Annotated in this window: 19 protein-coding genes; 2 read left to right on the forward strand and 17 right to left on the reverse strand. The window is 38.9% G+C overall.

Annotated features, from left to right (window positions below):
• Positions 1-189: 189 nt before the first annotated feature.
• The 16 genes from purU to DS885_RS08070 form a co-directional block, all read right to left on the reverse strand.
• Positions 190-1029 carry a formyltetrahydrofolate deformylase gene (gene purU / locus DS885_RS07995; RefSeq protein WP_113818913.1) on the reverse strand — a complete coding sequence of 280 codons (840 nt, stop codon included), beginning with the start codon at positions 1027-1029 and terminating at the stop codon, positions 190-192.
• 60 nt (positions 1030-1089) lie between these two features.
• Positions 1090-1548 (reverse strand): YchJ family protein, encoded by a 459-nt coding sequence (locus DS885_RS08000; RefSeq protein ID WP_113818914.1) that lies wholly within the window; start codon positions 1546-1548, stop codon positions 1090-1092.
• Between the two features lie 62 nt (positions 1549-1610).
• Positions 1611-3281: an asparagine synthase B gene (gene asnB / locus DS885_RS08005; protein WP_113818915.1), complete on the reverse strand. Its 1671-nt coding sequence runs from the start codon at positions 3279-3281 to the stop codon at positions 1611-1613.
• Between the two features lie 207 nt (positions 3282-3488).
• Complete coding sequence (locus tag DS885_RS08010; protein WP_113818916.1) at positions 3489-5105, reverse strand: cation:proton antiporter domain-containing protein; 1617 nt, start codon at positions 5103-5105, stop codon at positions 3489-3491.
• 294 nt (positions 5106-5399) lie between these two features.
• A complete protein-coding gene (locus DS885_RS08015; RefSeq protein ID WP_181817734.1) occupies positions 5400-7004 on the reverse strand; it encodes a tetratricopeptide repeat protein in 1605 nt (534 codons plus the stop codon).
• 225 nt (positions 7005-7229) lie between these two features.
• The gene (gene yfaE / locus DS885_RS08020; protein WP_113818918.1) at positions 7230-7484 is read right to left on the reverse strand and encodes a class I ribonucleotide reductase maintenance protein YfaE; all 255 of its coding nucleotides are present in this window, start codon (positions 7482-7484) and stop codon (positions 7230-7232) included.
• 14 nt (positions 7485-7498) lie between these two features.
• A complete protein-coding gene (gene nrdB, locus DS885_RS08025) occupies positions 7499-8644 on the reverse strand; it encodes a class Ia ribonucleoside-diphosphate reductase subunit beta (RefSeq protein ID WP_113818919.1) in 1146 nt (381 codons plus the stop codon).
• A gap of 88 nt (positions 8645-8732) precedes the next feature.
• Positions 8733-9545 carry a sterol desaturase family protein gene (locus tag DS885_RS08030; protein WP_258546870.1) on the reverse strand — a complete coding sequence of 271 codons (813 nt, stop codon included), beginning with the start codon at positions 9543-9545 and terminating at the stop codon, positions 8733-8735.
• A 2-nt stretch (positions 9546-9547) separates the two neighbouring features.
• Entirely contained in the window at positions 9548-10180 is a 633-nt protein-coding gene (locus tag DS885_RS08035; RefSeq protein WP_113818920.1) for a CDP-alcohol phosphatidyltransferase family protein, read from the reverse strand.
• 21 nt (positions 10181-10201) lie between these two features.
• A complete protein-coding gene (locus DS885_RS08040; protein ID WP_113818921.1) occupies positions 10202-10852 on the reverse strand; it encodes an ATP-binding cassette domain-containing protein in 651 nt (216 codons plus the stop codon).
• A gap of 8 nt (positions 10853-10860) precedes the next feature.
• On the reverse strand, positions 10861-12567 hold the full coding sequence (locus DS885_RS08045) for an ABC transporter permease (protein ID WP_220149673.1): 1707 nt from the start codon (positions 12565-12567) through the stop codon (positions 10861-10863).
• A complete protein-coding gene (locus DS885_RS08050) occupies positions 12567-13847 on the reverse strand; it encodes an ABC transporter substrate-binding protein (protein ID WP_113818923.1) in 1281 nt (426 codons plus the stop codon). The genes DS885_RS08045 and DS885_RS08050 overlap by 1 nt, the downstream gene beginning before the upstream one ends.
• Entirely contained in the window at positions 13834-14682 is an 849-nt protein-coding gene (locus DS885_RS08055) for a DUF547 domain-containing protein (RefSeq protein ID WP_113818924.1), read from the reverse strand. The genes DS885_RS08050 and DS885_RS08055 overlap by 14 nt, the downstream gene beginning before the upstream one ends.
• Entirely contained in the window at positions 14682-16835 is a 2154-nt protein-coding gene (locus DS885_RS08060) for an FAD-dependent oxidoreductase (RefSeq protein WP_113818925.1), read from the reverse strand. Before DS885_RS08060 ends, DS885_RS08055 begins: the two co-directional genes overlap by 1 nt.
• 373 nt (positions 16836-17208) lie before the next feature.
• Positions 17209-19479 carry a class 1a ribonucleoside-diphosphate reductase subunit alpha gene (gene nrdA, locus DS885_RS08065; protein ID WP_113818926.1) on the reverse strand — a complete coding sequence of 757 codons (2271 nt, stop codon included), beginning with the start codon at positions 19477-19479 and terminating at the stop codon, positions 17209-17211.
• A gap of 674 nt (positions 19480-20153) precedes the next feature.
• A complete protein-coding gene (locus DS885_RS08070; RefSeq protein ID WP_113818927.1) occupies positions 20154-20498 on the reverse strand; it encodes a thioredoxin family protein in 345 nt (114 codons plus the stop codon).
• 379 nt (positions 20499-20877) lie between these two features.
• Between DS885_RS08070 and DS885_RS08075 the strand changes: the two genes are divergently transcribed.
• Both DS885_RS08075 and DS885_RS08080 read left to right on the forward strand, forming a co-directional pair.
• Complete coding sequence (locus tag DS885_RS08075) at positions 20878-21861, forward strand: DUF1852 domain-containing protein (protein WP_113818950.1); 984 nt, start codon at positions 20878-20880, stop codon at positions 21859-21861.
• A gap of 53 nt (positions 21862-21914) precedes the next feature.
• Complete coding sequence (locus DS885_RS08080) at positions 21915-22943, forward strand: methionine synthase (RefSeq protein ID WP_113818928.1); 1029 nt, start codon at positions 21915-21917, stop codon at positions 22941-22943.
• Between the two features lie 89 nt (positions 22944-23032).
• Here DS885_RS08080 and mtgA read toward each other — a convergent pair whose 3' ends face one another.
• Positions 23033-23716: a monofunctional biosynthetic peptidoglycan transglycosylase gene (gene mtgA, locus DS885_RS08085; RefSeq protein ID WP_113818929.1), complete on the reverse strand. Its 684-nt coding sequence runs from the start codon at positions 23714-23716 to the stop codon at positions 23033-23035.
• Between the last annotated feature and the right edge of the window lie 190 nt (positions 23717-23906).

Raw genomic sequence — 23906 nt, forward strand, 5'->3', positions numbered from 1 at the left:
ATCTAATACCAATCATAGTAAGTAACTGATCTATTTTACTTGTTAAAACAACTTATTTTTTCGTTGTAAGTTTCGTATAGGGAACAACCATTTACATCAACTTACGCCTCAAACTAAGCCATTTTTCCGGCGCAAAATTTAGATCAGTTATTTAATACAATTGGTATAAATAATTTTTCAGCTATTCGATTATTTAAATACGACAGTACGGTTAGCGTACACAAAGACTTTATCATCTAGTACTTGTTGTAATGCACGACTTAATACTGACTTTTCAACATCACGGCCAGCTTTTGCAAGTAGTTCTGCACTGTAAGCGTGGTCAATATGTGCTATGTCCTGTGTGATAATTGGTCCTTCATCTAGGTCATTATTCACAAAGTGAGCCGTTGCGCCAATAATCTTCACACCACGGTCAAAGGCTTGTTGGTATGGTTTAGCACCAATAAATGCTGGTAAGAACGAGTGGTGGATATTGATTAAGCGGTTTGCATAAGTCTCAACAAATTTAGGTGTTAAAATACGCATGTATTTCGCTAAGATAACATAATCAGGCGTATAAGGTGCAATCGCCTCTAATACTTTCTCTTCGTGCTCTTCGCGCGTTAACCCTTCGTGACTGACTGTGTGGTAAGGGATATTAAACTTACTCACTAGGTCCTCTAGTGTGTTGTAGTTACCAATAACAGCTGCAATCTCAACATCGATACCACCATAGGTGCTTTTCATTAAGATATCACCGATACAGTGTGCTTCTTTAGTTACTAGGATAACGATACGCTTACGCTCTGTTGAGTTGATTAATGAGCGTGATGCGCCTGCCGGTAAGCTGTAATCTAAGTCTGCTAATAACGTTTCATCATTGAAATAACCTTCAATTTCAGTACGCATGAAAAAGCGGTTGTATTGATGGTCAACAAACTCATTATTTTTAACAATATTTAATTGGTGTTTTTGACAGATATTCGTAATTTGTGCAATCAGACCCTTAGAATCAGGGCAGGTTGTTAATAGTGTTTTCTTTTGCATTTTGTTCTCTATTGATTAAAACATGCTGTGTTTAGGAATATTCATTTAATAATGAATCGTTTAGCCACAACATTTTTTATATTTTTTACCGCTACCACAGGGGCAACCATCATTGCGCTGTATCTTACCTGATTTTTGTTCAGGATAAAAAGTTCCGTCACAATAAAACCACTGTCCTTGCTGTTTTACAAAGTTTGAGTGTTCATGGTGACAATGTAGTTGACCGTCCATATGGTACCAGGCTTTAAATTCTACAAACCCTTTTTCGACTCCTGTCTCAGTATTGACGATATCAAGGTTTTTCCAATCAAGTGATTGTTCAGATAGTTGTGCAACGGTTAAGTCGCCACGATACTCTGGATGATAAGTAGAAAATAGGTATTCACCCAGTTGTAAACAAAATGCGCTATAACGAGATCGCATTAGTTGCTCACAGGTATCCGCTATTTGTTGGCCTTGATTCAACGGCTGACAACAATCTTGATAAGCTTGACCACTTTTACATAAACATGCATTCATTTTCTTTGTCCCATAAAAAAAGCGCTCATTGAGCGCTTTAATGGTTTCAGTTTAAGCTGAAATTATTTTTGCGCGTAAGCATCGTTATGGATGCCAGCAGCACGACCTGACGGGTCAGCATTGTTTTGGAAGCTTTCATCCCAAGCTAATGCTTCAACTGTTGAACAAGCAACAGATTTACCGTGTGGTACACATTCTGCTGCACTATCTAGTGGGAAGTGCTCTTCAAAGATACTACGGTAGAAGTAAGCTTCTTTTGTATCTGGTGTATTGATTGGGAACTTAAACTCAGCTGTTGCTAGTTGTTGGTCCGTCACTAGAGTGTCAACATGCTCTTTTAGTGTATCAATCCAGTTGTAACCAACACCATCAGAGAATTGCTCTTTTTGACGCCATAGTACTTCTGGTAATAGTTGACCATCAAAAGCTTCACGTAGAATGTTTTTCTCGATACGGCCATCTTTGATCATTTTAAGTTCTGGGTTAGTACGCATTGCTACGTCCATGAACTCTTTATCTAAGAATGGTACACGTGCTTCAACACCCCAAGCTGACATTGATTTGTTAGCACGTAAACAGTCAAACATGTGTAGTTTGCTTAGTTTACGGTTTAACTCTTCATGGAACTCTTGAGAGTTTGGCGCTTTATGGAAGTATAAGTAACCACCGAAAATTTCATCAGCACCTTCACCTGAAAGTACCATTTTGATACCCATCGCTTTAATCTTACGTGCCATTAGGTACATAGGCGTTGATGCACGGATAGTTGTTACATCGTAAGTTTCTAGGTGGTAGATAACTTCTTTAAGTGCATCGATACCGTTTTGTACAGTAAAGATAATAGGGTGGTGAACCGTACCTAATTCGTCAGCTACTTTTTGCGCTGCTGCTAAATCTGGAGAACCTTCTAGGCCAACAGAGAAAGAGTGCAGTTGTGGCCACCATGCGCCGCTTTGATCGTTATCTTCAACACGTTGCTTAGCAAATTTTTGCGTGATAGCAGAGATAACTGAAGAATCTAGACCACCAGATAGTAATACACCGTAAGGTACATCACACATTAGTTGGCGTTTAACCGCTTCTTCTAATGCTTGGCCGATTTCTGCAGCGCTGCCGCCGTTATCTTTAACTGCATCATATTCCATCCAATCACGAACGTAATATTTAGTTAATTCACCTACTTCACTGTCTAAGTAATGCCCTGGTGGGAACTCAGATACTTTTGAACAGATAGGCGTTAACGCTTTCATTTCTGATGCTACGTAGTAGTTACCGTGCTCATCCCAACCTTGGTATAGTGGAATGATACCCATGTGGTCACGACCAATTAGGTATTTGTCTTTTTCTTGGTCATATAAACAGAAAGCAAAGATACCGTTTAGGTCATCTAGGAATGCATTACCTTTCTCTTCGTATAAACCTAGGATAACTTCACAGTCAGACTTAGTTTTAAACTGGTAACCACAAGTTAGTTCAGCTGCTAGCTCTTGGTGATTGTAGATTTCGCCATTAACAGCAAGGATGTGTGTATTATTTTGATTGTATAAAGGCTGTGCACCATTATTCACGTCAACGATAGAAAGACGTTCATGAACAAGGATCGCTTTATCAGAAGAATAAACACCAGACCAATCTGGGCCGCGATGACGAAGCAGTTTTGACATTTCAATTGCTTGTTGGCGCAATGCGATAGGATCGCTTTTAATGTCGAGCACACCAAAAATAGAACACATAGGGTTACCTTTTATATTGTAAACGAATAATAAGGTTATTCGTTACTTCTTGAATTACTTTTAAGCATTAGTTTATTAACTAAAATGCTTCGTGATCAAATTAGATCAACATACTGAGAGACTTGATTTTTGCAGAATAAACATCAAAAGTCACACGAAATCAGTACAATTTACTAACAAAAAACATCGATAGCCTGATATTTCTTACTATAAGTCCAATTTGTGCGGACTTTTTTCTAAAATTGTTTGGAAATCTGTCCAAACATGTCGCGCAAATCCTGCACCCGCCTCTTCATACATATTAAACACTAAATTAACGCCTAAGGCATTTAATTCCTCTTCATCGGTTTTATAATGCGCTAAGGCGGCGACTTTGAAAGTACAGTTTTCAATATTGTTTAATTGTTCAGCAGCATAACGGTTACCGTTGTGATCTGGCATAGCTAATAGAATCAGTTTAATTTTATCTGTCAGCTGGAGCTTATTCCAAAAGTCCGAATCTAATGCGTCGCCAGTGATCACACGTCTGCCTGCTTCTCGGTGCTGTAAGGTCGTGAGGTGGTTATAATCAATACCCATTACTTTTTCACCGTAGGTGGTTTTTAGCGCGTCATAGGCACCCACACCGATACGTCCCATACCCATTACTAAGATTTGTGCATCACCCACACGAACAGGGCGGTCATCTAAATGTAAGCGAGTGGCTTGATAGCGTTTTAAGGCTAAACGGTAACGGTCATAAATAGCATCAGCATATTTATTTAAAAGCGCTGCAATGATAAAACTCAGTGATACGGCGATGGCAGTGATAATTAACCAATCTCGACTTAACCAGCCCTTGTAGGTCGCTAACGAAGCAACGATTAATCCAAATTCACTGTAATTGGCTAAGCTAAATGCGGCAAATAAGGAGGTACGAGAGCGTAATTTAAATTTACTCAGCGTTAAAAAGTACAGCACAATTTTACCCGCTAATAACACAGATAATACTAGGGCAATCATTAAGTGATCAAATTGTGGTAACCCGCCAAAACCAATGTTTAGGAAGAAACAAACAAGGAACAGCTCTTTTAGGTTAAATAATGAACGGGCCATCTCTTTGGCACTTGGGTGTCCTGCTAATAACATACCTGCAATTAAAGCACCTAAATCCGCTTTCATACCCAAGCTTTCAAATAATCCTGCCCCTACGATCAAGGCTAATACAAAACCATATAAAACTAATAGCTCACCATGACCGGCTTTATCTAATATTTTGTATAACAGTGGTCTAATTAATGGCAAAGCAAGTAAACCAATCGCCCAAATCGAAGGGATTTTACCGACGGATATAGTTAAGAATAATACGGCAAAGATATCTTGCATGATCAAGATGCCAATGGCGATCCGTCCATAAAGCGAGTTTGCTTCACTTTTTTCTTCTAAAATCTTAACTGCAAATACAGTACTGGAAAAACTCAAAGCAAAGCCAATCAGTAATAATCCATAAATATCTAATTCAGAAAATAAAGCCACACCGAGCTGTTTAATGACTAATAAAATCGCCGTATAAAATAGGATACTGGCGACAATATGTATACTTGCTCCCGCCCACACCTCGGATTTCAACAAGGTACGTATGTTAAGTTTCAATCCAATTGAAAAGAGTAATAGTGTCACGCCTAAATTGGCTAGTGTAACTAATACGTCGGAGGACTCGAAGCCCATGAAGTTGAGAGTAAAACCTGCTAATAAAAAACCTACCATAGGGGGTAAGCCGGTTAAATTGATGATCATGCCAAAGCTGAAAGCCATGCCGATAAAGAGTAAGATTGTGGTGTCCATGAACTCGCTTATTTATATAATTAGAAGATGCTCGATTAAATTTATAGCATGCTCTTTAATTGTTCCTTGATTGCTTCATGTTATTTTATCCTGTTATTAGGCGAAAGGGGCAATTTCGTTAATGTCGAGGTTAATTTAATACTTCGCGGTTAATTTAATAGAGAAGGGGGATTTATATTGTTCCTTTCATTTTTGCTTTGCTATTTTCAGTTTTTTTGATGTCCTCAAGTATGGTTTATGTGGGGCAATTTATAAAATACTTGTCTCACCTACACCATAAGTTGTTTAGCGGTATTATTCTACTTCATTAACCACATATTGATTAGTCACTTGTTCTGGCAGTTCATATTCGACAAAAGTTGTGGTGTCAGGCCAAGACCTATATGCGTTGATCATAATGTTATCTTTTAATATCCAATGGTAGCTTGCCTCACCCTGTGCAGGATCACCAATGGAATGACTTGGTAGTCCATACTGTTCGATTAATTTATCTTTAACTTGATCAATTAATTCAGGCTTATTGCGGCCGATGTAGGTATATGTGGCTTTGGAAAATCCATTATTCTGATCGTATTGCATTGTTAACTCGCTGGTGCCTCTAATCACTGCACCAGTGAAATAAGTATCCGATTGCAATTGATCATCTTCAGAAATAACCTTGATAGATTGCTGTTTTATTTTTGCTCTTAATAAATCTCGATTAGCACAACTGATCAATTCATCAAACAGTTTAGTGCTTGCTTCTTTTAGGCAGTTATCGTGGCTAACTAAGCGTGTTAGCCTCTCTTTTGCCCACTTTTGAGGGGACTTTTGATAAAGAGCAATGGCTGCTTCTTTGTCTTGATGAGTAAAAATACCCGTTTCATAAAAGTAAGCTAACTTAGCATGAGCGAGTGGGTAATTAAGCTCAGAAGCATACTGATAGTTTTTCACCGCTTTTTGTAAATTAGGCGCGATATTGTGTCGGTAATCCGTGGTACCTTTCTCATAAATTTGACCAAGAATATAATAGGCTTCAGCATTATCTCTTCGTGAGGCTTGGGTATACCAGTCTATAGCACGTTGTATGCTTTTCTCTGTACCTTTGCCAATTTCTGACAGGTATCCAAGCTGGAATTGCGCGTCGGTATTGCCTTGCAAAGCCGCGCGTCGATACCAACTTAGTGCTTTAGCATTATCGACTTCACCGCTTGCACCAGACTCAAAAATGGTGCCCAGTTTGAATGCCGCTTGTGAGTAATCATTATTAGCTGAACGGGAATAGAGTTGAATGGCTTTGGTATAATTTTGTGGTTTGCCTAACCCATGTTCATACATGTAGGCAAGTTGGTATTGCGCCACTGCATTGTTTTGCGCAGCTGCTGCTTGGTACCAATGTACTGCTTTTTCATAATCTATCTCTAGGGCTTCGCCAGATTGATAGATTTTACCGAGATCTATTTGTGCATTAACGTGGCTTTGTTCGGCTGCTTTTTCATACCAAAATATACTTTTATCGTTGTTTTTGTAGGTGCCAATGCCATATTGGTAGTAATTACCTACTTGGAATTGGGAGATAGGATCGCCTTGCTCTGCTGCTAAAAGGTAATAACTTAACGCGGCTTCACTGTTCTGCTCAACACCTTCACCTTTTTCGTAGAGGGTACCAAGTACATACTGCGCTGCTTCGTATTCTTGTTCCGCTGACTTTTTATACCAATAAACGGCTTTTTTTAGGTCCTTTTTCACGCCTTGACCACTTTCATACATCCAGCCGATAGTGTATTGCGCCGGAGCATCGCCTTTTTCAGCTAAAGGTAACCAAATTTTAACGGCTTTCTTATAGTTGCCTGAATGCGCAGCTTCATAACCTTCTGAAAATTTTACTTGTGCAATAACTTGTCCTGATAAAAGGGGCAAGGAAACTGCTAAAAAAACTAATGGAGACAATATTTTCATAGTATAAGCACTAGGTTCCATGTGATAAAAATATGATATTATTGATTATGCCATTAGATAAAAATTAAAACAGATATATATTACTTATATTGGCAATATAAATTTATCAGGTAAGAGTGATCTGGTTTATATTTTTAACATAAGCCTTGATGAGTGTTTGACTTTACTGTTTGAATACTATGAGAATTAAGACAGGGAGTTGATTGTTATGTCTTTTTGGCTTTTACTGCAACAGAGTAATACCTCACCATCTTTTAGGTAAGCCATAGGGAAAGTTGTGTAGGAAACATCGCCAGAAACAAGCTGTGAACGACAGGCGCCACAATGCCCATCTCGGCAATGAAATTCAACGGACACTGCTTGCTTTTCTAAATTTTCAAGCAGTGTCGCCTCTTCATCCAAAGTATATTGTTGACCATTATAAATGAGTTTAGAGGACATATCGTTGGCTATGCTTACAGTTCAAAGCTGCTTAAGTCGTCACTATCAACGGTACTGTTGATTTGACCTACTAAGTAAGAGCTGATTTCAGCTTCTTGCGGCGCTACTTGAACATTGTCACTAACTAACCAGTGGTTAATCCACGGGATAGGGTTACTCTTAACGTTAAATGGTGCTTCGTAACCAATTGCTTGCATACGTTGATTAGCAATGTACTCAACATATTGGCATAGGATTTCTTCATTAAGACCGATCATTGAGCCATCTTTAAATAGGTATTGCGCCCACTCTTTTTCTTGTTCAGCCGCTTTTAAGAAGATATCACGACCTTCAGCAAAACATTCGATAGCGATTTCAGCCATTTCTGGATCATCTTTACCATCAGCCCACAGGTTTAACATTTGTTGAGTTGAGTTAAGGTGCAGTGCTTCATCACGTGCGATAAGTTTGATGATTTTTGCATTACCTTCCAATAAATCACGCTCTGCAAAAGCAAATGAACAAGCAAATGATACGTAAAAACGAATCGCTTCTAATGCATTAATTGAACAAACACATAGATACAGTTTCTTTTTAATATCACGTAAAGTTAGTTTTTCCGTTTTACCGTCTAGGTTAACGTAAGGAACATCGTTTTGTTCTAAGCCATGTAGTTGCATAAATTGCACGGCATGAATTAAACCATCATAATAAAATGAGATGTCAGTGGCGCGTTTTTGAATTTCATCATTATTAACAATATCTTCAAACACTTCATTTGGATCAGTAAATAGGTTACGCAGAATGTGCGTGTAACTACGGCTGTGAATTGTTTCAGAGAAAGACCATGTTTCAATCCATGTTTCTAATTCTGGTAAAGAGACAATTGGTAGTAACGCCATGTTAGGGCTACGACCTTGAATCGAATCTAAAAGTGTTTGGTACTTCAAATTTGAAATGAAGATATGTTGTTCATGATCTGGTAAGTTTAAAAAATCAATGCGATCGCGGCTTACGTCAATCTCTTCTGGACGCCAGAAGAACGATAACTGTTTTTCGATTAATTTTTCAAATACTTCAAATTTTTGTTGGTCATAACGAGCCACGTTAACCGGGTTACCAAAGAACATAGGTTCTTTCATTGCATCGTTGGAAAGGGTAGAGAAAGTTGTGTAAGCCATGTGACTCTCCGTGGTAAATTATTGATGGGTATACTATACGGATGAGCCTGCATTTTCTATCACTTTAAAGAGAAAAATATTAGTTAAATTATTTCTTCCGTTTAAAAGGCATCACTAATAATCCCCATAAATGCGCATTGTCTTTTGCTTCTGGAAATTCACTAATACCAATATCAATCTCTAGGTCTGGTTTTGTGGCTTCGGCAGAATAGCTACCAAATAAACGATCCCACCATATCACACTGAAACCATAATTAGAGTTACTCTCTTTAAATAGTTGACTGTGGTGAATACGATGTAGAATTTGGGTCATTAAAAACAATCTAGTGACGGCTTCTACTTTTGCAGGTAAGCGAATATTGGCGTGGTTGAATATGGCAAAGCCGTTAAGCAATACTTCAAATAAAATCACAGCAAAGGCGGGAATACCTAATAGGAAAATAGCCAACCCTTTGATCGCTAAGCTAGCAATGATCTCGATAGGATGAAAACGCAAACCAGTACTGCTATCTACATGGGTATCAGCGTGATGTACTTTATGTAATTGCCACAGAACAGGGATTTTATGGAATAACCTATGCTGCCAATAAATAAGCATATCTAAGAGCAATAAACTTAGCGTTATAACTAACCATTCAGGTAAATTAATAATATTGAATAGTCCTATTTTTTGCTCGGTAAAAAATAGGGCTAAACCCATTAACCCCAAAGGAAAAACTAATCTTGCCGATAGACCAGATAAAAATACAATGCCAAAGTTACCGGTTAGACGCATCTTTTGTGAAGGTGCTGAAGGCTCCTTTGACAATTGTCGAGCAGGAAATAATCTTTCAACGGTAAACATCACCGCTAGAATACTAACAAATACAATTAATCTAAGTAGGGCATCGTCAACAACCATGGTTATTCCTTGGTCTCAGTTTGATGTGATTTCAATGTTTTGTATCCACCATGAATACGGGTAAATACTGTCATCGCACCTAGTAACGCAAATAGGTAAGCTAGAGCAGGGAAGTACTGTGGCCAGATACAAAAAGCCACAAAAAACGCGATGGTTTCAGTGCCTTCTGTTAAGCCGTTAATAAAGTAAAAACTCTTATTGGCAAATTGCGGTCTGTCTAAATTAAGTTTTTCAGCGGGAATTGCAAAGGCTAAAAAAGTAGAACCGGTACCAATAAATACTGCTAATAATACTGCAGCGGGTAAGGCGTTAAACTCTGGTTCAGCCATGGCAAAACCAAGCGGTATTGCCGCGTAAAATAAGAAGTCCACGCAGATATCTAAAAAACCACCGGCGCTAGAGCTGCTACCTTGGTAACGAGCTAAGGCACCATCTAAGCCATCTAAGATACGGTTAAGAACAATCATCACTAATGCCGCTGACCACATTTTATTAGCAAGTAATGGCACCGCAATCATACCGATAAAGAAACCCACTAAGGTCACTTGGTCAGGTGTAACACCTCGTTTGTCTAAAGTTTTCACCACTGGCATTAACAGAGGTTTGATAACTGGTGTGATAAATCTATCTAACATCGACTTCCCGTTTTGCTACGATTAAATAAGTTTGTCTAGGGTGATCACTTTACCCTGTGCGGCAGTAGCATCACTTTGATCATGGGTCACCATCACAGCAGGCAGACTGTAGCGTTGAATTTGCTCAAACACTAATTGGCGTGTTTCTTGGCGAAGCTGACTGTCTAATTTACTGAAGGGTTCATCCAATAAAATAGCCTTAGGTTTACTTAATAATACACGTAATAAAGCGACACGTGCTTGCTGCCCACCGGATAAACTTTCTGGACAACGCTTTTCCATTCCTTCCAAGCCAACTTGCTTTAATGCATCGCTTATTTGATCGAGTCTTTCTTGCTTATCTCCTTTAGGCATAGCAAAAGCGATATTACCTTCCACGGTTAAATGTGGGAACAGCAATGGATCTTGATATAACAAGCCAATATGACGTTGATGACTAGGCGTTTCAGACACATCTGCACCATTTAAGTACAGTTTGCCTGTTGCTTCAAACTCATTAGGCAACATACCTACTAACCAGTTTAGTAAGGTTGATTTACCACTCCCAGATGGACCCATGATGGTTAATACTTGCCCACCAATAATCTCTTCATCTAATGAAAGTAATTTTTTATCTTTTTGTTTCAATTGTAGTTTTTCGATAACCAGTGACGGTATTGTTATTGATTTCATTTTTTGTCCTATACACGTGCACGTGAGAAAATTTTCGGTGTTAACCAAGCTAAAATAAAGAATAAAGCTGGCAGTAACATTTGCATCAAGGCATAAACTGCACTGGTACGTCGACTTGCACCATTGGCTAAAGTGACGGCTTCAGTGGTGATAGTATTAATTCGACCAGCACCGGCTAACAGTGTCGGTAAATATTGGCTGAAACTAATGGCTAACCCTAAGGCACTAGCGATTAAAATGGGCGATATTAATAACGGTAATTTTAACTGCCAGAATATTTTTGAAGGAGCAGCGCCTAAGCTAGCTGCTACCGAACTAAAGCGAGGGTCTAAGCGACGGTAGCTATTAGCCAAAGATAAAAATACGTAAGGTAAAACAAACAGTAAGTGAGCAAAGATCACGTTCAAGTAGGTATTTTGGCTATTCACTTGCTCGAATAACCAGACTAATCCAAATAGGAAAGCAATACTTGGAATCAACAAGGGTAGATAGATAATTAATCCACTCACTGCAGAAATAGTTTTATTGCTTTGTTGCTCAGACTCTAAGGCAAACAGGGTTAATACGATGGCGAGTAGAGTACTACTAAAGGCAATCACTAAGGTATTGAATAAAGGTGCTTGCATCTGAGTTAAGGCTGATTGCCAATGCATAGTCATAAACTGATCTGGCAGTAGGTTAGGGTAAGACCAGAAACCTGCAAAAGACCAAAAAACCATGCCTAGTAAAGCAAGGATAATGGTGCTGACCATCACAAAGGTGATCACATCAGTAATAAGTTTGATGATCATGCCACCGTGTTCACGTTCACCATTTGTTAACCAGGCTGCGCTACATTTTTTTACCAATAACTCGATACCCCACCAAGTAACCAATAAAGATAAAGTCACTAGGATTTGTACGATAGCGCCAGAAGAGGCTTTTATACGCAGGCTTAAATCTACATCGTTAAACCATTGCATAATCGCCACCGCTAAGGTTGGTGGTGTGTTTGGTCCTAAAATTAATGGGATTTCCACGCTGGCACTTGAGTAAGCTAATACTGCTAAAATAGGTAAGCGCATATAACCGTATAAACTAGGTAAGATAACCTTAAAGAACCCAGTCATCGGGCAGTAACCTAAACTCGAAGCTACCTTGTGTTGTTGTCTAAGTACTTTACCTATTTCTGGTTGAGCCAATACACCCAACGCAATTAATAGTAAAAAGGGTAACTCTTTTAAGGCTAAGCCTAAAATGATGCTTAAACCATAAGGGTCATGGGGAAATAACCAATCTGGTGGTGTATCCCAACTGGTTAACCAAGGTGAAAAAAGACGTGATAAAAAGCCTGATGGTGCAATTAAAAAACCAATGGCAATCGCTGCCGCCGCATGTGGAATCACTAAAATAGGGCCCAGTAAACGTTGAATGCGTTTTAACCATGGGCTATTAAAGTAACTGGCAAGTATTAACACGGTTATAACGAAAGCGAGTAACGTACTTACCAAGCTTGTGCCATAACTGAGCAGCAACATGCGTTCAATGCCTGGTGTGGCAAATAGCTCAGTGAAACCAAATAAACCAAATTCAGTGGCGCCCAAGGCTGGGAACCAACCAAAAGCGGGTAACAACACCCCTAATAACCCTCCCAATACAGGGACAACCAGTAGGGCGATCATCACTGCTGGGCTAGTACGAACGGTACGCGTAAAAAATGTATTAGCAACAATCATTATTGTACTCCATAACGGGCAAGCCATTGCTTAGTGATCACAGCAGACCAGCTAGGGTGCAACTCACTTAATAGACGGGTGTTATCAACATTAATAATAGTCGCACTTAAATGTTGTTGTTCGGTCATATCGAAGTAAGCATGTTGTGTGGGTGTCAGTTGCGATAAATCTAATACACTACTATCACCCCACACTGACGTTTGTTGTTTTTTTGCTTGTGCCTCAGGGCTTAATAGGAAATTAGCAACGACTTTAGCGCTGTCTAAATGTGGTGAATTATAGGGAATAGCAACAAAGTGAATATTGCTTAAACTACCGTCGAGCATACGGTAACTACGTGTACTATCCGGTAAGTCATATCGAGCAATGGCAGAAGGAATTTCTGCAGCAGAAAAAGTGAAGGAAACTTGTAACTCTCCATCTCCACTTAAACGGCGTAAGGCAAGACCATTGGATACAAAGTGATGACCTTGACGCCATAAGTTAGGGTGTAATTGATCTAAAAAATCCCATAAGGCTGGTAATATTTGCGCTTCACTTTCAGCCGTAGCTGCTTGGTATAGTTTGTTCTTGATATCTTCTGGTTGGTTCTCATTTAAAATAATTAAGGCATATTTTAAAAAGCTCATCCCTAAAAACTCTGGTGGTTTAGGGTAAGTAAATCGACCTGGATGTTGTTTTGTCCAGCTTAATAGTTCGGCTAAGGTTTGTGGTGGTTGTTGGACTTTTAGACTGTCGTAATAGAAGGTGAGGGCTGCTTGTCCCCAAGGTGCTTCCATGCCTTCGGTTGGTACACCAAAGTCACGTGTCATGGCCGGGTTGTTTTCTGGATTAGTGAGGGCAAAGTTAGGCAGTTTATCGGCCCAGTCTAAGGCTAATAATTTATGTTTGGCCATCGAAGCAAAGTTAGCTCCGTTGATCCAAACTAAATCAACTTGACCGTTACGGTGATTACTGGCTGATTTTTCAGCGAGAACCCGGCTTACCGCTTCACTGGTGTCGGTGAGTTTCACATGGTGTAGGTCAATGTCATATTGTTGCTTCACTTGCTGAGCAACCCATTGAATGTAATTATTTATTTGCTGATCACCACCCCAAGCATGAAAGTAGACACTTTGTTTAGCGCCACGCATTTCAATATTTTCCCACATCGCCGCAGCATTAGACTGCGACTCTGCGGCAAAAACAGTTTGTTGGGGTAATAAAAGAAGTAATAAATAACAAAGTGCTTTATAAAAGCCAGCAAAACTATGCTGGCAAATTTTATTAACGGCTTGCATTAAGATTCCAATCATAATCTAAATATTTAACTTTAAACTTTTGATTTTTAAGTGTCGATTGTTGTGCTTCAGTTAATTGCAGTGCATCAACATATAAGTTTATAAAGCCCTGGATAGATTTCGTTCCTCGAAATCCTACTTCAAAATCTTCGTCGTACCATTTAAAAATAGACGACAGGTTGAGATTGTTACCTTTGATGTAATTACGGCTTGAATCAGTCAAAAAACGTTCGGTTTGTTGAGTTAATTGCTGCTCCAATTTATCCGCTGTGTATGCCTCTTCGCGTAAAGCTGGGCAACCAATACTGGCGCAGTTTACTGCAAAGTGGATACGTGGGTCGTTATAACGACCACTGCCACGAATCAAACCATGTTCAATATCATTTAAACTGATGGTTTTACCTAACAATGGGACAAACTCTTTGTCCCATGGAGAGCTAAATAAACTGTCGAGGTCTTTAATTGAATCTAAGTCAGGGTATTTCGTTAAGATAAACTCAACTGTCCACGCATTGTAAGCATTGATTAAAAAAGCTAACTGTTTCTCTTTTGACCAAGCATCAAACTCTGTGCGTGTTGTCTCAGCTAGTGAGTCTAGGTACGTTTGTAGTGTATCTTCTTGTTGTTTAAAGCCTGCATAGTCAACGGCGGTACTATGACCTTGGTTGATTGGCGTAATATGCTCTGCTAACAAGTTAGTCCAAGTGCTGTGTAAATTAGTCGTTGTCTCAGCGTAAGCGGTGCTTAACATTGAACCACTTAATATTGCTGCTCCCAAGGTGAAGCGCACTAGGGCGCTTACCTTGTTTGTCGTGTGTTGGATTGCTGATTTCATTATCCGCGTCTCCAAGTGTGGTATTTTTCTAACCAATTTAGAACGGTTTGTGGCGCATGATTTCTTTTCCATTCACCGGCAGCGTATTTATTACCTTCAGCCCATGTTGGGTAACTGTGGATCGTACCTAGGATTTTGTTCAGTCCTAGACCATGTTTCATGGCTAATACAAACTCTGCAATTAAGTCACCAGCATGTTCAGAAACAATTGTCACACCTAGAATTTTATCTTTACCTTTTGGTGTAATTACTTTGATGAAACCTTTGGTTGCACTGTCTGTAATTGCACGGTCTAACTCTTCAAAATCAAAACGAGTGATTTCATAATCGATACCTTTTTGTTTTGCTTCATCTTCGTTAATACCAACGCGTGCTACTTCTGGGTCGATAAAGGTCGTCCAAGGAATAACGCGGTAATCCACTTTAAATTTCTTCAAGTTACCAAACAGACCATTTACTGCAGCGTACCAACCTTGGTGTGCAGCAACGTGTGTGAATTGGTAAGGGCCAACAATATCACCTGCAGCAAAGATATTAGGGTACAGTGTTTCTAAGTATTCGTTGGTGACGATAGTTCGGTTGGTTTCAATACCTAGCTCTTCTAGGCCGTAACCTGTTAAGCGTGCACTTCGACCCACAGCACATAATAGTTGGTCGTATTCAATCTCAATCTCTTCATCGTTATGTTTAACAATGATGTATTTTTTGCCATCTTTAGTTTCACAACGTAATGCTTGGTGTGAGGTTAAGATGTTTACGCCACTCTCTTTTAATGATTCGGTAGCAAACTCAGACACTTCAAGATCTTCTTTGATCATGATGCGTTCAGCCATCTCAATTTGCGTCACGTTTGAGCCTAAGCGAGCAAAGCTTTGTGCTAATTCAGAACCGATTGGACCACCGCCTAATACCACTAGTTTTTCTGGTGGTGTCTCTAATTTAGCAAACTCAGTCCACAATGTATCACTAGTCACGTAACCTGTTTCTTCGATACCAGGTAATGGTGGAACAAATGGACGAGCACCGGTTGCGATAACAATAGTACGTGTTGTTAACTTCTTCTTAGTACCATCTTCGTAGCTAATCTCTACTGTCCAAGGGTCAAGGATTTTTGCGTAACCTTTTTCTACTTCTACACCGAGGTCTGTGTAACGTTCAACACTGTCATGTGGTGCTACATCAGCAACCACTTGATGTACACGCTCCATTACCTTTTTGAATGAAAACTGTGGTGTTGTATCTTCTAAACCGTAATGGTGAGCATTTCTAATTTGCTCTGCAATTTTTGCACTTTTGATGATCGCTTTACTTGGTACACAACCATAGTTTAGACAGTCTCCCCCCATTTCTCCGGCTTCAACTAAAGTTACTTTCGCTTTTACAGCGGCTGCGATGTAACTGGTTACTAGGCCACCTGCACCGGCGCCAATAACAACCATGTTACGGTCAAACTTAGCTGGTTTAGTCCAGTTTTTGTAGACTTGACGTTTTTTAATCATATTAACAATACCTTTTGCAATAAGTGGGAATATACCGAGTAAAACAAATGAGACGATTAAGCCAAAAGACAAGATGCCTGACAGACTATCGATTTTAGCTAATTGTGTACCTGCATTAACGAAGATAAATGTACCGGCTAACATACCAATTTGGCTTACCCAGTAGAATGTCCACGATTTAAGTGCGGTTACACCCATTAGTAGGTTGATTAGGAAGAAAGGGAAGATTGGCACTAAACGTAAAGTGAATAGATAAAATGCGCCTTCTTTTTTAATACCTTCATCAATAGCAGATAAACGTTCAGGGAAGCGTTGCTTAAGTGAATCTCGTAACAGGTAACGTGATACTAAGAACGAACATAATGCACCAATACTCGAAGCAAATGATGCAATCACTAAGCCTTCAAATAAACCAAATAGAGCACCGGCAGCTAAGGTTAAAATAGCCGCACCAGGCAAAGCTAATGCAGTGACTAATACGTATAATAGAAAGAAACCACCAATCACTAACACTGGAGATTGTTCACGTAATGAGGTGAACTGATCCATTGAACCTTTTAACCCTTCAAGGGTGAGCAATTGATGTAGGTTGAAGTGAAAAAACAACCCTATTAATCCGATTGCTAGTATCAAGAGTACTATCTTTTTTAACATAATTTATTAGCCTTTATATAATTGCACGTTAATGCTTTATTACTGGTCCTTGCTAAGCATTAACTGCGGGTTGTTGTCCGTTATTAGTATGTGTGAGCAATAATTTATGATGTCATTATTTAAAGCTCTCATACCAAGACCCGAGAAGGTTTAATTTAATTGCTTAATTTTTTAAATAATTACAATTATTTATAATTAACTTTTAAATGGGTGGTAAATGTTGCTTATTTAACCTTTATTTAATTAGAGGTATTTTTAGTCTAGAAGAGGTTGTAGATATTGTAAAAATTTAACTGTGTTTTTTAAGCGGTAACAAAAAAAGATGCCCTGAGGCATCCTTTTGATTTTTCATTAATAATTGAAACTAGCTAGACTAGATTTTACAAGCGCCGCCTGCACAACCATCATCTTCGATGACTTTCTCATCATCAGCACCATCACGGGTGTTATGGTAGTAAAGTGTTTTTAATCCCATCTTGTAAGCCATTAATAGGTCTTTAAGTAGAATTGTCATCGGTACTTTACCGTCATCAAAACGTTTTGGATCGTAGTTAGTATTTGCAGAGATAGCTTGGTCAACAAATTTCTGCATGATACCTACTAGTTCTAAATAACCCTTATTATTTGGAATGTTCCATAATAACTCGTATTGTTCTTTGTATTTATCAAACTCAGGAACAACCTGCTTCAAAATACCATCTTTACTTGCTTTAACACTAATGAAACCACGTGGAGGCTCAATACCGTTAGTTGCATTAGAAATTTGGCTTGATGTTTCAGACGGCATCAAGGCTGACAATGTTGAGTTACGTAAACCATCTTTAACTATGTCTGCACGTAGTTGTTCCCAATCTAGGTGGTAACCTTCATCACAAATCGCATCTAAAGATTTTTTGTAGTTATCTAGCGGTAAAATACCTTGTGAATAACGTGTTTCATGAAACTTCTCACAAGCGCCACGTTCTTTAGCTAACTTGTTTGATGCTTTCAATAGGTAGAACTGAATCGCTTCAAAGGCTTTGTGTGTTAGGTTGTTTGCACTACCGTCAGAGTATCTTACTCCGTTTTTCGCTAAGTAATAAGCGTAGTTGATTACACCTATACCTAATGTACGGCGGCTCATGCTGCTTTTTTCAGCCGCAAGAATTGGGTAATCTTGGTAATCTAACAGGTTATCAAGTGCTCTTACTGCAAGTTCAGCTAACTCTTCAATCTCATCTAGTGACTCAATGGCCCCTAAGTTAATTGCAGATAAAGTACAAAGCGCGATTTCACCTTCTTCATCTTTAATGTGCGTTAACGGTTTAGTTGGTAACGCAATTTCTAAACATAAGTTACTTTGACGTACTGGTGCTACTTTACTATCAAATGGACTGTGTGTATTACAGTGGTCAACATTTTGAATGTAAATACGGCCTGTACTTGCACGCTCTTGCATTAACAGAGAGAACAGCTCAACCGCAGGGATTGAGCTCTTACGAATAGACTCATCTGCTTCGTATAGGTGGTATAAACGTTCAAACTCATCTTGATCTTCAAAGAAAGCATCGTATAACCCTGGTGTATCAGAAGGGCTGAATAGGGTGATCTCTTTTTTATCAATTAAGCGTTGGTAGAATAAACGACCCAGTTGTACACCGTAATCAAGGTGGCGGACACGGTTTGATTCAATACCACGGTTATTTTTAAGTACCAGTAGTGACTCAACTTCTAAATGCCAAATTGGGTAGAAGACAGTTGCAGCACCACCACGCACACCACCTTGTGAACAAGACTTAACAGCCGTTTGGAAGTGTTTGTAAAATGGAATACAACCTGTGTGGTAAGCTTCACCACCACGAATGTTACTACCCATTGCACGGATTCGACCTGCATTGATACCAATACCTGCACGTTGCGATACGTATTTAACAATCGCACTAGAGGTTGCATTGATAGAGTCTAAGCTATCGCCCGTTTCAATTAATACACATGAACTGAATTGACGAGTTGGAGTACGCACTCCAGACATGATAGGTGTCGGTAGTGAAATTTTAAATTGTGACGTCGCATCGTAAAAACGCTTAATGTAATCTAAACGTGTTTCTTTATCATAATCAGAGAATAAACAAGCAGCTACCATTAAGTATAAGAACTGCGCACTTTCGTAGATTTCACCCGTTACACGGTTCTGTACTAGGTATTTACCTTCAAGCTGTTTTACCGCTGCGTAAGAGAAGTTTAAATCACGAGAGTGGTCAATAAACTGATCCATCTCTTCAAACTCTTGCTTAGTGTAATCTTCTAGTAAATGCTCATCATATTTACCTTTAGAAACCATCTTGCTCACGTGTTCAAATACACTTGGTGGCGTGAAGCGTTGGTAAGCGCGTTTACGTAAGTGGAATACTGCTAAATGTGCCGCAAGATATTGGTAATCTGGAGACTCTTCTGAGATTAAATCAGCAGCCGCTTTAATGATCGTTTCATGGATGTCGTCAGTACGAATACCATCATAGAATTGAATGTGAGAATTTAACTCAACCTGAGAAACTGAAACGTTGTTTAAACCTTCTGCAGCCCATGTGATGACGCGATGGATTTTATCAAGGTCAATGGGCTCTTTTTTCCCATTACGCTTAGTGACAGACAGGTTTTTATTCATTTTTAGAGGCCTTTGCTTGATGTTAGTAGAGTAAAGCGGTAAGCGATTTAAGCTATCTTTGCTCTAGTGTGTGTTGTTCAAATAGAACACAACATGTAGTGTTGCTTTAAAAGAAGAGACACAAGATAAAGCTTTTTGAGAATTTTTCAAGGGATAAGTTTTGTTAAATTAGTGGATAAAATTGTGGACAAATAGAGATGATTTAAGTTGGTTAGTAGTCACTAACAAATGGTTTCAGTTCAGCTCTGTTTTATAGGAAATGCAAACATTATTTTAGCTTTTTTTTTCACAAGAAATTATTTGAGGTAGAAATATCTTTTTTGTAAAATCAGAACTTGTTCATGTTTTTATTATCTTTTTTCATTGTTTTTTCTGTTGCATTTAGTGCTTGATTATAGGCTTAAACTATCTACCAAAATGTAGGTGGCATCTGGTTGTTTTTTGCTAATATGCACTTACTTTTAATATGCGTTAATAAGGTTGAATTAAGTTGTTTTTCAGCAATAAAAAACACTTAAATAACCTGTTATACACTGAAAATATGACCTTTAAAGCGTCTAAAAAGGTGAGGGGGGACCATTAAAGAGAGGTTATTCACCTTAATGGTGGCTGTTCTCCTTGAAAGTCGATTTAGGGGGGCTTAACTTGCCCCGAAAGCAATGAAGTTTAACTAGTTACTTTGTGGGTAATAGTTGTTGTACAGATTGTAATTGTGTTGGACGGACTTCGCGTGCGACTTCATCCCCATCTTTTAATAAAATTAGTGTCGGCCACAGCTTGACCTTAAATGCGCGTCCCAACCGTTTGCCTTTTCCATCAAAGACTTTGATATGTCTTAATGCATTAAATTCCTTATATTCAGCGAAAGTGGCTTGGACTAATTCGCTACCTAATTGACAATGTGGGCACCAAGGAGCGCCAAATTCAAGCAAGGTAAGTCCTGTTAACTTACTTACTTCAGCAAAGGTAATGGTTTCTTCTTGATACTCAGGTTGGAAGCCAAGTTGATTCGTTTCCATGTGTTTATCCTTTTCGTTATGTTCAATTAACAGCTTGCTAATGATAACAATTCCAATATAAATCAGTTCATCGATATTTTGAAAGTATCAAGGTTATTGTAACGTTTTGAGAGGGAAGCCATACATTAAGCCTGATGTTTCTGTGTTATCTATTTACCGTTGTTAACTACTTTGCATTAATTTTTTTCATGTTAATTTTAATATTAATCATTTTTATTCATGTTTATTTTCACGTATAAAATACCTACTGCTGTTTAATGCTAGTCAATATTGCCATTATTTTTTCATTTTAGGCTATCGATATTACTAAAAATATTGGCTAGGAGCCTTATAAACAGGGACTGTGCAGACTATATGATAGAGAATTGGAGTTAAAATGATGAGTACAGATTTTACATTTAAGATTAATAGCACAACGTTAGATGAGCATTATCAACCGGCTGACAATACACGAGCGACAACTAATTTTGCTAATTTAGCGCGCGGAGAAAAACGTCAAGATAATTTACGTAATGCATTAAAGATGATCGATAATCGATTTAACCGTCTAGCTTCTTGGGATAATCCTAAGGGCGATCGTTACTCGGTTGAACTTGAGATCATCTCTGTTGAAATGGATCTTGAAAAGAGCGGTCACTCTTTTCCCTCTATCGAAATGTTAAAAACCAATATCGTTGATCATACAACAGGTCAGCGTATTGAAGGGATTGTTGGTAATAACTTCTCATCTTATATCCGAGATTACGATTTCAGTATTTTGTTATCGGCACATAACAAAGATAAACCTTCCTTCACTGCACCTGAAAATTTTGGTGAGCTACATGGGAAACTGTTTCAGTCTTTTTTGAACTCTTCTGCTTATAAAGCACACTTTTCTAAAAAACCGGTGATTTGTTTAAGTGTCGCTGAGACTAAAACCTACCAACGAGTGGGCAATCAGCATCCGATATTAGGTGTTGAGTATTTGCCTAATGCCAGTTCTTTAACAGAACAATATTTTAACAAAATGGGTTTGCAGGTGCGCTATTTCATGCCTCAACAGGCCACTGCACCACTGGCGTTCTACTTTATGGGGGATTTATTAAACGATTACAGCAATCTGGAGTTATTAAGCACCATCAGCACCATGGAAACCTTTCAGAAGATTTATAGACCTGAAATATATAACGCTAATACGGTGGCTGGTGAGACTTATCAACCTAATTTACAACACTTGGATTATTCATTAACGCATATTGTATATGACCGTGAAGAGCGTAACCGTTTAGGTATAGCACAGGGTAAGTTTGCTGAGCAGCACTTTATTAAACCCCATCAAAAACTTTTTGAGCAGTTGAATACCCAAGCTGTTTGTTTAGCTTAATGATCTAAGAAAACTGTAAACACGAATTTAAGAAATCTAAATAGGATATATTGATGAACGTATTATTACCCACCTCTACAGCGGGCAGCTTGCCAAAACCTTCATGGCTTGCGGAGTCAGAAACACTATGGTCACCCTGGAAGTTACAAGAACAAACATTAGTTGATGGTAAAAAAGATGCATTATGTTTGTCGTTACATCAACAGCAACTCGCTGGTGTTGATATTGTCAGTGATGGTGAACAAACCCGTCAGCACTTTGTGACGACTTTTATCGAACACCTTAATGGCGTGGATTTTGAAAACCGTAAAATCGTTAAAATACGAGACAGATATGATGCCAGTGTTCCAACTGTTATCGGCCCTGTTAGCCGACAAAAATCAGTATTTGTTGAAGACGCTAAGTTCTTACGTCAACAAACGGACCAGCCAATTAAATGGGCCTTACCTGGGCCTATGACCATGATAGATACTTTATATGATGATCATTATAAAAGTCGTAAAGAATTAGCTTGGCAATTTGCAATCATCTTGAATCAAGAAGCAAAAGAGTTAGAAGCCGCTGGCGTTGATATTATTCAGTTTGATGAGCCCGCTTTTAATGTGTTTTTTGATGAGGTGAATGATTGGGGAATTGCCTGTTTAGAGAGAGCCATTGAAGGGCTTAAGTGTGAAACTGCAGTACACATTTGTTACGGTTATGGCATTAAAGCCAACACCGATTGGAAAAAAACACTCGGCAATGAATGGCGTCAATACGAAGCTGTGTTCCCTAAATTGAAAGCCTCTAATATCGATATCGTTTCTCTGGAGTGTCACAACTCCCATGTACCGATGGAATTATTAGCACTTATACGTGGTAAAAAAGTAATGGTGGGGGCGATTGATGTTGCAACCAATGAAATTGAAACACCAGAGCAAGTCGCCAATACTTTAAGGGAAGCACTTAAGTATGTTGATGCCGATAAACTCTATCCTTGCACCAATTGCGGTATGGCACCTTTATCACGCGAAGTTGCAAACGCTAAATTAAATGCACTAAGTGCTGGCGCCGCGATTGTTCGCCAAGAACTAACCGCCTAGTCTGTTAATATGAAATAGTTAACACTCAATGTGTAATCTTGAACATTGAGTTTTTGCTGTCTGAAGTTTATATATTCATCTGCTTATGATTAATCTTCAAGAATGGGGTTAAGGTAAGCTGCACCTAGTTGTCGCATTTGACGTTCAACCCAAATCACTCGTTGACTAAGTTTAGCTGTTAAATTGCGTGGATCTCGGGTACGTGGGCTAGGTAATAAGACGGCTAATTGTGCAGCTTGGTGCGCAGTTAACCGGCTTGCTGATCTACCAAAGTAATGTTGGCTGGCTGCTTCTACACCATAAATGCCTTTCCCAAACTCAGCGATATTTAAATACACTTCCAAAATACGTTTTTTGCCCCAAGCAGCTTCAAGGCTGACCGCTAGACCTGCCTCTAACCCTTTACGGATAAAGCTTCTACCCGACCAAAGGAAGATGTTTTTTGCCGTTTGCTGAGTAATGGTACTCGCGCCACGTAATCCATCACCGTCATCATATTGCTCAAGTGCATCAACAATCGCGGTAAAATCGACACCATAATGGATTGGAAAACGCTGATCTTCAGAAGCCACTACCGCCAATGACATAGAAGCGGGCAGTTTATCAATACTGATCCATTTTTGAGTGACAGGATAAGGGCTTTGTAGCATAAATGCAGAGGTTGGTAATGGTACAAAACGAAACAGCAACAAGGTTAATGTCATCAATACCAGTAACCGCCACAGGACATACCAGATCTTGCCTAATAAACTTGATTTTTTCTTCTTTGCCATGTGTTATTTCTCTTTGGTATTCACGATTTTATTAAATATCCTTTAGTAAACTAAGAGGAAACAACCTAAGAGCATGCCATATTTTCAATATTTTATCTCTTTTTGCAAAGATTGGGTCTGTTCTGAAAATAGTTGGGATTTGGAGTAAGTGGTTTTCCAGCTCAACCTTTAGGTAAACAATAAAGGAGAG

This window comes from Psychromonas sp. B3M02 (genome assembly GCF_003318165.1).
Classification (GTDB): Bacteria; Pseudomonadota; Gammaproteobacteria; order Enterobacterales; family Psychromonadaceae; genus Psychromonas.